General features: G+C 48.7%; 9 protein-coding genes. 6 read left to right on the plus strand and 3 right to left on the minus strand.

All coding sequences use genetic code 11. The features are described 5' to 3' along the window. The first annotated feature begins 188 nt into the window (after positions 1-188). The 4 genes from BLV50_RS01035 to BLV50_RS01050 all read left to right on the plus strand — a co-directional run bounded on the left by BLV50_RS01035 (position 189) and on the right by BLV50_RS01050 (position 5,809). A complete protein-coding gene (locus tag BLV50_RS01035) occupies positions 189-647 on the plus strand; it encodes a MarR family winged helix-turn-helix transcriptional regulator (RefSeq protein WP_063564696.1) in 459 nt (152 codons plus the stop codon). Continuing rightward, the gene (locus tag BLV50_RS01040; RefSeq protein WP_090805315.1) at positions 644-3,811 is read left to right on the plus strand and encodes an MMPL family transporter; all 3,168 of its coding nucleotides are present in this window, start codon (positions 644-646) and stop codon (positions 3,809-3,811) included. The genes BLV50_RS01035 and BLV50_RS01040 overlap by 4 nt, the downstream gene beginning before the upstream one ends. Before the next feature lie 194 nt (positions 3,812-4,005). Continuing rightward, positions 4,006-4,632 (plus strand): GDSL-type esterase/lipase family protein, encoded by a 627-nt coding sequence (locus tag BLV50_RS01045; RefSeq protein WP_063564694.1) that lies wholly within the window; start codon positions 4,006-4,008, stop codon positions 4,630-4,632. 121 nt (positions 4,633-4,753) lie between these two features. Then, the gene (locus BLV50_RS01050) at positions 4,754-5,809 is read left to right on the plus strand and encodes a phosphotransferase (protein ID WP_090805318.1); all 1,056 of its coding nucleotides are present in this window, start codon (positions 4,754-4,756) and stop codon (positions 5,807-5,809) included. Between the two features lie 169 nt (positions 5,810-5,978). On the opposite strand, the gene BLV50_RS01055 is transcribed toward BLV50_RS01050, so the two are convergent. The 3 genes from BLV50_RS01055 to BLV50_RS01065 all read right to left on the minus strand — a co-directional run bounded on the left by BLV50_RS01055 (position 5,979) and on the right by BLV50_RS01065 (position 9,677). Further along, positions 5,979-6,656, minus strand: a complete 678-nt coding sequence (locus BLV50_RS01055) for a tetratricopeptide repeat protein (RefSeq protein ID WP_063564693.1) — start codon at positions 6,654-6,656, stop codon at positions 5,979-5,981. Between the two features lie 17 nt (positions 6,657-6,673). Next, on the minus strand, positions 6,674-8,659 hold the full coding sequence (locus BLV50_RS01060; protein WP_090805321.1) for an elongation factor G: 1,986 nt from the start codon (positions 8,657-8,659) through the stop codon (positions 6,674-6,676). A gap of 136 nt (positions 8,660-8,795) precedes the next feature. Continuing rightward, a complete protein-coding gene (locus BLV50_RS01065; RefSeq protein ID WP_090805324.1) occupies positions 8,796-9,677 on the minus strand; it encodes an AraC family transcriptional regulator in 882 nt (293 codons plus the stop codon). A 202-nt stretch (positions 9,678-9,879) separates the two neighbouring features. On the opposite strand from BLV50_RS01065, the gene BLV50_RS01070 reads away from it, so the two are divergent. Both BLV50_RS01070 and BLV50_RS01075 read left to right on the plus strand, forming a co-directional pair. Continuing rightward, positions 9,880-11,394: a tagaturonate reductase gene (locus BLV50_RS01070; RefSeq protein ID WP_090805327.1), complete on the plus strand. Its 1,515-nt coding sequence runs from the start codon at positions 9,880-9,882 to the stop codon at positions 11,392-11,394. After that, positions 11,394-12,908: a UxaA family hydrolase gene (locus BLV50_RS01075; protein WP_090805329.1), complete on the plus strand. Its 1,515-nt coding sequence runs from the start codon at positions 11,394-11,396 to the stop codon at positions 12,906-12,908. The genes BLV50_RS01070 and BLV50_RS01075 overlap by 1 nt, the downstream gene beginning before the upstream one ends. Positions 12,909-12,929 lie beyond the last annotated feature (21 nt).

The raw sequence follows: 12,929 nt of genomic DNA on the forward strand, positions 1-12,929 counted from the left end.
AAAGAGAGCATAATCATAACAGGATGTTGGATTTGGCGAAGCAGCTGAGTCGGACGTCCTGTTTTTTTGTCGTTTGTTTGAAAAAATAGGAAAAACGTATTGCTTTGCAATATAGTTTCATTATAGAATAGTTTCATTGAAGAATAGTTCTATGAGTGAACTATATTTTTAGGGAAGGAGAATGAAGAATGAACACACCGGATGCTAGAAGTTTGGTTAACCGCTATTTGGATGCTTCTTTCCTGGTAACCAAACGGTTTGATACCCAGATACGTGAACGCCTGGGCCAAACCATTACCACAGATCAGTTCTGTGCACTTCGTATGATTGAGGAGAAACCGTTATGTACGCCTTCTGATCTGGCAGAGCTTTTGTGTGTAGGCAAGAGCAGTATCACTGCTCTGGTCAACAAGCTGGTGGATCGGGATCTGGTCCATCGGGCCGGGGATGAGCGTGACCGCAGAGTTGTTTATTTGACCCTGACGGACAATGGACGTGAAGTATACAGGGAAACGGAACAGGAAATACAGCAGCTTCTGGAGCCGTATTTGGTCCATTTCAAACCGGAAGAGGTTCAGAATTTCATTGAATCTTTTGAGAAGCTCGCAGCTTTGCTAACGCATGAAGGAGGACAGGAGAACGAATGAGAACGATTTTGAAAGCGCGATGGTGGTTGATGGGGCTATGGGTCATTGTGGCCGCCGTATTAATGTTCACCGCCCCTAACATGAGTGAATTGATTCGGGAAAAGGGACAGTTTTCGGTTCCTGAAGGACACTCTTCCACCCAGGCAGCGGCGATTCTGGAAGAAGCCGCTGCACAAAAGGGTGAGCAGCAGGGCAGCCAGTTGGCTCTTGTATTTTATAATCCGGATGGTTTGGGTGCCGAGGGTAAAGAAGAGGCAGAACAGGCCGTTAAGAAACTGGAGGCAGAAAAGGAGAAGCTTGGCATTCTGTCCATACTGGAACCTTTCTCTCAGCCTGAATTATCAGACAAAATGATCTCTGCGGATGGCAAGACGATCTTGACGTCGCTTTCTATTGATCAGGGAGACCGTACAGTCAAGGAAATGCGCGAAGACCTCAATGAAGCTTTGTCATCGGTCAATGTGGAGCATTACATAACCGGTAAAGGTTTGATTGATGAGGATACGGTGGAAAGTTCCCAAGAAGGACTCAAAAAATCGGAGTACATTACTGTAGTATTTATTTTGCTCATCCTATTCCTTGTATTCCGCTCTTTTGTCGCTCCATTTGTTCCACTGCTTACGGTGGGGATCAGCTACATTGTTTCACAGCAGATTGTCGCGTTCCTTGTGGACGGTCTAGACTTCCCTATTTCGACATTTACGCAGATCTTTATGGTGGCAGTCATGTTCGGGATCGGTACGGACTATTGCATCCTGTTGATTAGCCGGTTCAAGGAAGAATTGGCTCATCATGAAAATACGTGGGATGCCATTATTGCTACGTACCGTACAGCAGGCAAAACGGTATTCTTCTCCGCACTCGCCGTGCTGGTTGGATTCATTGCCATTGGTTTTGCACAGTTTATGTTGTATCGTTCCGCGGTAGCGGTTGCTGTCGGTATTGCCGTGATGATGCTGGCATTAGTCACGATTGTTCCATTTTTCATGGCAGTGCTGGGCAAAAGACTGTTCTGGCCTTCCAAGGGTTCACTGGAACATGCCGAGAGCAAGATTTATGGTGCAGCCGGTCGTTTCTCCCTAAAACGTCCATGGGCAGCCCTGCTCATCGTTGCAGCGGTATGTGTGCCATTGCTGGCAACTTACGACGGCAAACTGTCGTTTAACAGTCTTGATGAGATTGGTGAGAAATATGATTCGGTCAAAGCATTCAATATCATTTCGGACAGCTTCGGTCCGGGTGAATCCTTGCCGGGTCAGGTCGTTATTCAAAATGATGAAGCTATGGATAACGCCAAGTATATGGCGCTCGCCGAAAAGATTAGCCGGGAAGTGGAGAAGGTGCCAGGGATCTCTGGTGTCCGCAGCATGACACGTCCAACCGGTGATGAGATCAAAGATTTTGAAGTGACACAACAAGTAGGGACATTATCTGATGGTTTGGGCGAAGGCAAATCGGGTCTGGATAAAATCCGTGATGGTCTGAGCGAAGCCAGCAGTCAGTTAAGCAAAAATGAACCACAACTTAAAGAAGCTGCGGATGGGGCTGGAGAACTGACCAAAGGTACTTCCCAACTGCAGTCTGGTATTACACAGTTGTCGGAAGGACTTCAGCAGATTGAAAAAGGAATTCGTGACGGCTCCTCGGGCGCCGGTGATCTAAAAGCAGGTCTGCAGAAAGCCAAAACGAGTGCAGATCAACTTGCACAGGCCAACAATCAGCTGCTTCAAGCCTATCGTCAGGCAGGAGCAGGTGTCGCAGCGCTGGGTGATGGTGTAGGTGAACTGCAACAACAACTCAAAGGTGTATCTACAGCGTTGACCAGCTTGAATGAATCGTTCACAGCGCTTGAAGAGCGCTATCCTGATTTGCTGCAAGACGCCGATTATCAGCGGGTCAAAGGCACCCTTGGTGAAACAGGTACCGGCACAGCACAGCTCGCTCAAGGTTTGGGTCAAATTCAAACCAAGCTAGGCGAAGCCGCGGCTGGAATCAATCAGGCTAACAAAGGCTATGCCTCCGCAGCTTCCGGACAGAAGGCACTTGCCGATGGTCTGGGTCAGATTGTGACGGGAATCAGTCAGTTACAATCCGGTCTCAAACAGGCCGCTGACGGTCAAGGTAAAGTGATTAGTGAAATTCCTTCCATCCAGAACGGACTTGGTCAGCTTCAGGGTGGTCAGGAGAAAATTCAGCAAGGCTTCTCGGATCTGAGTGGTCAACTGACTCAATTGACAGATGGTCTTAATCAGAGTGTAGATGGAATCGAACAGGTTTCAGGTGGACTCGATTCAGCACAGGACTACCTGACACAATTGCAAAACTCTCCTGATTCGGATCTGGCAGGCTGGTATGTTCCTGAAGAAGCACTGAATAGTAAGGACTTCACACAGGTATTCGATACGTATCTGTCCAAAGATCGGAAAACGATGACGATTGACGTTATTTTTGCCGAGAATCCATATGGAACTGAAGCGATTGATCGTGTTCCGGATATCGAAGCTGCTGTACATCGTGCTGTACAGGGAAGTGCGCTTGAAAAAGCAGATATTGCCATTGGCGGGGTAACCAGTACATTTGCAGATCTGCAGGAAGTCTCCAACAATGACTACACACGCACAGTTATGCTGATGCTTGCAGGAACGTTTATCATTCTGGTCCTGCTGCTCCGTTCGGTTATTATGCCGCTGTATCTGATTGTCTCGTTGTTGCTGGCTTATTTCACATCCATGGCCCTGACGGAAGCGATCTTTGTGAATATACTTGGGTTCGCGGGCATCAGTTGGGTTACGCCGTTCTTCGGCTTTGTCATGCTGATTGCACTGGGAGTGGATTACAGTATCTTCCTGATGGACCGTTTCAATGAGAACAAAGGTATGAGAGTACAGGACGCCATGTTGTATGCCATGAAAAACATGGGTACGGTTATCCTGTCTGCAGCCGTCATTCTGAGTGGTACCTTTGCCGCAATGTATCCATCGGGAGTTCTTTCGATGATGCAGATTGCGACGGTTGTACTCAGCGGACTGATCTTGTATTCTCTGTTGTTCCTGCCATTCTTCGTTCCTGTAATGGTGAAAATGTTTGGCCGTGCCAACTGGTGGCCATTCCCGAATAAGGAACAGGCAGATTCCGTTGATTCGGATCGTAACATAGGCATGTAATTAAATGATATATGAACAGCCCCACTGGATTCCCGGCGGGGCTTTCTGTATGGTTTTGAACAATCCTTTATGAAACGGACAAATAAATGTGTATGCCTACGGACACCATCCCGCGCCTTGTCTCCGTTCCTCTCATACGATATATAGGAATTGTATATGGAGTAGTTTATAACACAGCAGAGAGGGGCGGCGGGATGGTATATCGATATGTGGCTATAGGAGATTCATTAACGGTAGGTACAGGAGCGCTGCTGGGCACCGGCTTTGTTCCTTTATATCGGAGAATGGCAGAAACGAATGTGCGTACGTTTGTATCCATGGATAATTTGGGCGTGAATGGACTTACGTCAGGGGAAATGCTGCAGATGATATCCAACAATCCAAGAGTGCGGCAATCGCTGCGTGAGGCGGATATTATTACGTTGTCGATTGGTGGGAACGATCTGATTCGTACATTCAAAGCGAGTGGCGGGATCCCGAATGCAAGTAAGATGACACAGGTGCTTGGGGATACTCGCAGTAACGTGTCCCAGATTATGAGGCATATCCGGCAGTTGAAAGGAAACAGTGTATATATGGTCCGTACGATTGGGTTGTACAACCCATATCCGCAAGCGGCGGAAGCTGCATATTGGGTGCGGCAATATAATTCCTTTCTGAATAGTGCAGGATCGGGGAACTATGCCTGTGCTCAGGTCTATGACCGGTTTGAAGGGCGTGAACGTGAACTGTTATTTTGGGACAGGGTTCATCCAAATGCAAAAGGATATCGCGTGATTGCAGAACAGTTGAATCGTACAGGATACTATCCATTTGCCTAATCAGCTGGCAGTGAAGCTTAGAATGACTATTACCTCGAAGCTGACTAGACCGAAAGAAATACTTCCGTTAAGATGAGGACATATAGAGGTTGTATTACGTGAGATAAAGGAGTTATTTTTGGTGCACATCATCGATTCAGGTTCCCTAAACGATTCAGAACAGCAGCTCATATCCACCGTTTTATCCTCATATGGCTTCACGTCCAACTGGAAAGCTCAGCGTGGAAAGGGAGGCATGAACAACTCTACCTTCATGGTAGAGATGGGCCAAGAATGTTACGTGCTGAGGCAGTATGAAACGCATAATGATCAAATGAAAATTGCTTTTGAACACGAGGTGCTGTCTGCCTTGTCACGTTCAGAGTTTGAGCTTGATGTGCCTGCGCCCGTTAGCCTTCCTGATGAGAAGCATGCAACATTTCTTGCTGTGCAGGATCATTCCTCGGGCCGGAGCAAAATCGTGACGTTGTTCCATTATCGTGAGGGTCATAATCCCGTGTGGAATACACCCGATCAGCTCAGTGGGCTGGGCAGGGCGGGTGGCATGCTGTCTTCCGTTATGGCGCGCCTTCCCATAACCCTGGATCCCGTTTATCCACCCTATTATCAGATTCAGGAGGCTTACCCGCTCTGTTCACCGGAGAAATTGTTACAACTATGCACCTCACCCCCGGATACGCTGATGGCATGTGCAGATGACTTGCAGAAGCTGAAGGTTGTATTGCCAGACTTATTCAATACGCTGCGAGGCATGGAGCTTTTACCACATCAACTGGTACATGGGGATTTGAATGCATCCAATGTATTGGCAGACTCTCAGGATATCATATGTGCCATTTTGGATTTTGAATTCGTCACATGGGATCTGCGGGTAATGGAGCTTGCTGTGCCCATGTCTGACCTTCTGACGATGGACAAGGAGCAGGCATGGATGTGGGAGGCTTTGGAGGGATTGATTCAGGGATTCAGGCAACAGGTCAGCCTGGAACCAGAGGAGCTGAGCGTGATTCCAGCGCTTATTTTGCTTCGAAGTCTGGATGTCGTGATGCATTTTATCAGTCGATTGTTCGAAGGTACAGATGAGCCTGATGTGGCTGTGCAGCAAATCAGGAAGCTGAGAGAACGGATAGACTGGATGAAAGGTAATGAGGAACGACTGCGTGAGCTGCTGACCTAGCTCTGCAACATGGGATGTATGACAAAAGTGCACTGATTTCTGCCTTGAGGCAATTATCAGTGCACTTTTTATTTGGTGAAATTTTTTATCACGAATGAATGGAATGGATGCGTACATTTCAAATTCACGACGTCGAATCCATTGCTCAATCTGACGTAATCAAACAGCTTTACAGTCCACGCTTGCGGAACCAGCTGCGAACAGCCCAGCGACGTTCCTGGCGCTTCTTATATTTTGGCAGGGAGCGATACACGTTCAGTGATTGCTCGTAGGCTTGTTTTGCATCAGCAGTACGTCCAAGGGAGCGGTACACCGAGCCGAGCAGATAATATGCTTCACTGGATGAAGAATGAATCTCCTGGAATTGCTGAACGTATGCCAGCGCTTTGTCCCGGTGAGTATCCTTGAAAGCACCTGCAAGTGTTAGATAAGGACGTCCATATTTCACTCTTGGATTAATATCCAGTGCCTGCAAAATATGACGTTCGCCTTCTTCCGTTTGGCCCAGATGAAGTTCAGTTGTGCCCAGCGCCTCCCAATATTCGGCTGATTGCTCGTAAGGACGTTCCAGTTCCAGCAGCAAGGCATGAGCTTCGCTATAACGTTTGCGTTCAATCAACAGACGCGCCAAATCCAGCTTGGAAGAGACTTCATTCGGACTCATGGCAAGCTGCTGCCGGAGCCGTGAGATGTTACGCATACGTTTAAGTGGCTTCATGAAGCTTGGCATCACCCCAACATAGCGACGATCCAGGAAATACAGAATGATGAGGAAAATAATAACCGCCAAGAACGGATTGCCTACAATCCGCCACAGCAGGCCAAAGATTAGAAATTTAATCAGCACGACAAAGTCAACTCCAATTATGATGTAATCGCATTTCGAACACTTAAAATATATTTGGATTGGTCCAGCGGGTTAACTCCTCTGCGTTTCCGCGTATGGGTCTGATCCGAAGGACAATCCTGGTACCCGGCAAAAGAAGTCGTGAGCACCCCGCGTCCGCTCGTCTCTGAGCGGAGCTTCACCGGATAATCCATGGAGCTTGCCAGAGGCATACGTCCTTCAACGATGCATCGACCGCCTCCGATGATCGGCGCTTCAAAGGTTGCTCGCATATGTACCAGATCACTGAGCGCTTTACCGCCGTACTCCTCGGGGACCGTTAACCGGAAATTAAGAATGGGTTCCAGCAGGGTCGTGCCTATGCTTGCCAACCCGTCCATAATCCCCATCGGCGTGGCTACCACAAAATCCAGTGGATGGGTATGCCAGACATGATGCTCACCTTCGATTAGCGTAATGCGCAGGTCGGTAACCTCCCACCCCAATAACCCCTGAGATAGCGCTTCGGGAATGCGGCGCTCCACTTCATTCTGATAACGAAGCAGAAGATGATCCGTCCGGACGGTGGATGAGTAGATCAGACCGCTACCACGTGGCAAAGGCTCAATGCTGAATCGAAGAATGGCCCAGCAAGGCTTGGGCATCGTATACGCAATGAATCCTTCCCCTGAAGAACGAGGAGTCTCCTTATAGATGACGGACGGCGGGTCAAATACGACATCCAGTCCGAAACGACTCATCAGCAGGCTGGACAGAATTTCAAGCTGGATGGTTCCCATGACTTTAAGATGCAGTTCCCGTTCTTCAGGCAACCATTGCAAATCGAGCAGGGGATCTTCATCCGTCAGCTCTTGCAGTGCCGCTACAAGGTCAGGATAACGAGCCGTGTCTTTACCATGTACCTGCACGGTCAACAAGGGAACAGCCAGCTGGGGTACAGGAGGCACACCTTCGGGGCTGCCAATAATATCACCAACATGGGTTTCGCTTAGTCCGTACAGTGCGGCGATCTGTCCAGCATGAACAGCACCCGTATCCGCCCATTTCCGACCATCCATTCGGCGAATCTGTGTCACTTTCTCTTCCAGCTCCCGAGTGGAGTTATAGATCGTATCCCGATTATACACACTGCCACCATACATGCGAACATAGGCTGTACGGCCCATCGTTTTATCCCGTTCAATTTTGAATACAACCCCGGATACTGAAGGTTCTTGAGGCTGCGCAGGTGCAGGAAGAAATTCGATGATGGCATCCAGCAGCTCCGTTATGCCGATTCCTTTGCCCGAAGCACCATAACAAATGGGGAACACTTCGCCCTGATGCACCTTTTTGCAAAATGCTTCATCTAGCTGGTCAGCTGGCAGCGTTTCACCATTAATGTAGGCTTCCATCAGATCTTCGTCGAGTTCGGCCAATAATTCAAAAAGGCCGGGGATAGAAGAAGAACCCTGCACTTGCGCTTGGCTCTCATTCCATAAAGAGTCAATGCCCTCGAACACCTCTTCATTCATCCGAAAGGTTTGGATTTCGCATACGAAGGGAGAGAGACTGGAGCGGATCTGATCGATAACCGTCTCAGCAGAAGCGCCAACCCGATCCATTTTGTTAATATAAATCAGGGTAGGAATTCCAAGCGAGCGGAGAGCATGCCAGATGGTCTCGCTTTGGGATTGGACCCCTTCCACGGCGGACACAATCAGTACGGCTCCGTCCATAACGCGCAGGGATCGCTCTACCTCAGAGCTGAAATCGATATGACCCGGCGTATCAATCAGATCAATAATCGTATCTTTCCAGATCAAAGAGGTCATAGCCGCCTGTACGGAAATGCCTCGTTCCTTTTCAATATCCAGAGAGTCTGTGGCTGTTGTTCCATCATCTACGCGACCTGGACTACGTACGACACCGCTTTGAAATAACATATGTTCTGTCGTTGTTGTTTTCCCTGCATCGACGTGTGCGAAGATGCCGATATTTCTGCGATTCAATTCGTTTAACATGGGATGTAAGGCTCCTCTGGCAGCAGAAACGCATCGTTTCCGACATTGTAATTCAGTATTATAACATACCACACGAATAGTATGGAAGAATATGTTACACACAGACAAATCTCTACATTTCAGGATGTTGTGACAATCACGTTTGATGCTGATTCTTCATGGTTTTACGGTAGGCAGCGGGTGTGGTACCCGTCAGTTTCTTGAATTGTCGATAAAAATGGGGCAGGCTCTCAAAGCCGCAGGCATCGGCAACAACGGTCATTGTCTCATCACTTCGAAGCAGGTGCTCTTTCGCCATAATGACCCGGCGGGCCAACGCATAGTCAGTTAGTGTCATACCAGTATACCTTTTGAACGCACGGCTGAAGTGCGCCGGGGATACGGCTGCCTGCCGTGCCAGTTCCGGCAAAGAAAGGCCACTGCGCAGCTCTTCATCCATATGAGTCAGCGTAGAGGAGAGCCAGCTTGGTCCAGGAACACTTCTGGCAGGACTTGCAGGACCAACTGCCTCCAATCGCTCCAGATAAATAAGTAAGAGTTGCAACCGCAGCAGAGCGGCGTGGGCACTCAGGTGATGTTCTAACTGGAATTCTGCATGAATGTCGTCAATTAATGCAGCAACCTGGGCTTGCTCCTTGGCATCCAGATGTCTCTTGTACACCCTGCGTTTGCGGCAGCGTTCAAATAGAGAGAGCATGGCTGACGCATTGCCTCCCGCTGTGGAAGCCAGTAATCCTGGACTGAAGAATAAGGCCGACGAAGTCACCAGATTCCCGGCATCAGGCAATGCGCGATGTACCGTGCTGCCAGGAATGATGAACAAATCACCCTCCTGCATGTCTTCAAGACCGTTATCAATGAAAATGGTGCCTTGACCCCTATATACATAAATAATTTCATGCCAGTCATGAAGATGATCCGGCAACTCGTTCTGGGGGGACTTGGTATCTGCATACACCAGACGAAAGGGAATCCCCGATTCCGCCTGAATGGTTGTACGAACGGGCGAACGTTCCATTCGATCTCCTTTCAAAACAGTGCTTACAAAAAAAGTGGTTATTTCTGATCATGAAAGAGTACATTTACCGCAATATAAGCAATTAAATTTCCTTTTATTGATGATACAATGAATTTAAAGCGTTTTCAATGGAAGCTAAGCGGCTGGGTACCGTGCAGCGGGACATCTGATGTTGACAAATAAAACGATGAGGTGAGTGTTCATGTCGGCGAGCACGAAAAGACCAAGGCTAAAGCTGAATCTGCTTGGAAGTGATAGCCAGCGCAAGTGCAAAGAAGTGATGGAACGTCCCGTAAAGGTACTACAGATTGGGGAAGGCAACTTTCTGCGTGGGTTTGCAGATTGGATGCTTCATGAGAGTGCCAGACAAGGCAAATTCCATGGTAGTGTTGCGGTGACCCAGCCTCGGCCTGGGGGAAAGGCAAAGCTGGAACAAATTCGTGATCAGGACGGATTGTATACGATGATTACCCGGGGGCTGTCTCAGGGAGAAGCAGTGGAACGGACGGAAATGATCTCGATTTTTTCACAGTGTATTAATCCATACGAAGAATGGCAGGATTTTCTGAAACTAGCGGAATTGCCCTCCCTGGAGTTTGTCATCTCCAATACAACCGAATCGGGATTGAAATATACGCATTCAGAGTACACGCAGGGTGAACCGATACTATCATTTCCGGGTAAGCTGACGGTCTTCTTGCATCAACGTTATCTGCGGTTTGATGGGGACCCATCCCGAGGGTTGATTCACCTGCCGTGTGAGTTGCTTGAGGGCAACGGGGATGTACTGCGCAGTTGTGTGCTGCAGCATAGTGAAGATTTCGGTTATTCTGAAGGCTTCCGTTCATGGATTGAGAACCATAACTTGTTCCTGAACAATCTGGTTGACCGGATTGTCACGGGTGCACCGACTTCGGAAGAAGCCGATTCCCTGACCAATCGCTGGGGATACGAGGATCAACTGGTCAATACGGCAGAGCCATATCATTTCTGGGCCATTCAGGCAGATGAAGCACTGGATAAGAAACTCCCCCTGAAACAGGCGGGACTCAACGTACATTGGGTGAAGGATTTGAAACCTTTTCAGCTGCGCAAGGTTCGTATTTTGAATGGTGCTCATACCCTCATGTCTTCGCTCGGCATTCTGCAAGGCAAGGAACATGTGAGAGAAACGATGGAAGACCCAGAGTTTGGCTCTTGGGTCAGAGAAGCGGTACATCAGGAGATCGTGCCTGCACTGGATATGCCGGATCATCATCTGGATCAGTACGCAGGGGAAGTGTTTGAACGTTTCCTCAATCCGTATATTAATCACAAGCTGCAGGATATTGCATTAAATACAGTAGGAAAGTTCAAGGTCCGTGTGCTGCCTACACTTTTGGCCTATGAGCAAAATCAGGGAACCTGGCCGGCTCGGCTCGTGAAAGGATTTGCGGGATTATTGTGTCTGTATCGTCCAGTGAACACGCCGGACGGTTATATGGCACAACGATTGAACGGTGAGTCTGTCCTGCTTCGGGATGATGCGGATGTACTGGCTGCACTCGCCATACATTGGGATCGTTATGATCCTCTGAAGAGGGATACGCAGCAATTAGACCAGAGTGTCGCTGCTGTATTATCTGATGTATCGATCTGGGGAGAGAATCTGGATGATCGACAGGGGCTTCGCGAAGCACTCGTTCACGAAATTGGTTTGCTGGAAGGTGAGAGTTAATGAACACAACACGTACAGTCAATGACTGGATTGCGATTCAACCGCAGGATGATGTCATTATAGCTCTTCGGGATTATGTAAAAGGGGAAAGTATTATACTGCCAGACAGCACTACTTTTACACTAAGGGATGATGTGCCCAAAGGTCATAAAATTGCTGTACATACCCTCGCACCGGGCGAGGATGTGATGAAATATGGTTTTTCCATTGGGATAGCCAAGGAACAGATCGAACAGGGGAGCTGGATTCACAGTCACAATCTGAAAACAGGACTTCACGGTTTACTTGAATACCAGTATCAGCCGGGACCATCTGTCCAGACGGACATGCCTCCGGAACATCTGCGTTCATTTGATGGGTATCTGCGCCCTAACGGTGAAGCAGGCATTCGTAATGAAATCTGGATTGTGAATACGGTCGGCTGCATTAATAAAGTATGTGAGGCTTTGGCTCGGATGGGCCAGTCGCAGTTCGGCAGCAGGGTGGATGGTGTATATCATTTCCCACACCCATTCGGATGCTCGCAGCTTGGAGATGACCTGAAATATACGCAGCAGGTATTGGCTTCCCTAGTGGAACACCCGAATGCTGGCGGCGTGCTGGTCATTGGTCTGGGTTGCGAAAATAATCAGGTAGACCAGTTCCGCGAATGTATCGCACCCGAATATCAGGGGAAAGTCCGTTTTCTCAAAGCGCAGGAAACAGATGACGAGCTTGAGGAAGGACTGCGTCTGATGGAAGAGCTCGTGGAGCTCGTCGAACATGAACAGCGTCAGCCGCTGCCTCTGAGCAAGCTCAAAATTGGATTGAAGTGCGGCGGTTCGGACGGTCTGTCCGGGATTACGGCGAACCCGCTCGTTGGCTCTGTTGCCGATATGCTGGTTGCTGCCGGAGGTACGGCTATTTTGACCGAAGTTCCCGAGATGTTTGGTGCAGAGACCATTCTGATGAATCGGGCGGCCAATGAGCAGGTGTTTGATAATTTGGTAGACTTGGTGAACGGCTTCAAGCAATACTTTGTGAACCACGGTCAGAATATATATGAAAATCCTTCACCAGGGAATAAAGCAGGCGGGATTACCACGCTGGAAGAAAAGTCTTTGGGATGTACGCAAAAGGGAGGACGTTCTTCCGTAGTTGATGTACTTCGTTACGGCAAACGTGTCACTCAAACCGGCCTGAACATCGTGGAGGCTCCGGGGAATGATCTCGTGTCTGTTACAGCACTGTCAGCTGCGGGTGCGCACATTGTTCTTTTCACGACAGGTCGCGGAACGCCGTTTGGAGGCCCGGTACCTACTGTCAAGATTGCAACCCAATCTGACCTCGCAAATCGGAAAAAGCACTGGATCGATTTTAACGCAGGTCAACTGCTGGAAGGTAAGACGATGGAAGACGTGAAAGTGCAGCTGTTCAGTCAACTGATCGATATTGCTTCAGGACGGGCGCATACGCTTAGCGAGCAGCATGGATTTCGGGAAATTGCGATATTCAAGGATGGAGTTATCCTGTAATTGTACTCGTTCGTTGCTTTA

It is taken from the genome of Paenibacillus sp. 276b, from assembly GCF_900107875.1.
GTDB lineage: Bacteria > Bacillota > Bacilli > Paenibacillales > Paenibacillaceae > Paenibacillus > Paenibacillus marchantiae.

What these genes read in the sequence shown, in the direction of transcription:
- BLV50_RS01040 (WP_090805315.1), top strand. Translation starts at nt 644, where the DNA reads ATGAGAACGATTTTGAAAGCGCGATGGTGGTTGATGGGGCTATGGGTC.
- BLV50_RS01070 (WP_090805327.1), top strand. Translation starts at nt 9,880, where the DNA reads ATGTCGGCGAGCACGAAAAGACCAAGGCTAAAGCTGAATCTGCTTGGA.
- BLV50_RS01060 (WP_090805321.1), bottom strand. Translation starts at nt 8,659, where the DNA reads ATGTTAAACGAATTGAATCGCAGAAATATCGGCATCTTCGCACACGTC.
- BLV50_RS01035 (WP_063564696.1), top strand. Translation starts at nt 189, where the DNA reads ATGAACACACCGGATGCTAGAAGTTTGGTTAACCGCTATTTGGATGCT.
- BLV50_RS01065 (WP_090805324.1), bottom strand. Translation starts at nt 9,677, where the DNA reads ATGGAACGTTCGCCCGTTCGTACAACCATTCAGGCGGAATCGGGGATT.
- BLV50_RS01045 (WP_063564694.1), top strand. Translation starts at nt 4,006, where the DNA reads ATGGTATATCGATATGTGGCTATAGGAGATTCATTAACGGTAGGTACA.
- BLV50_RS01075 (WP_090805329.1), top strand. Translation starts at nt 11,394, where the DNA reads ATGAACACAACACGTACAGTCAATGACTGGATTGCGATTCAACCGCAG.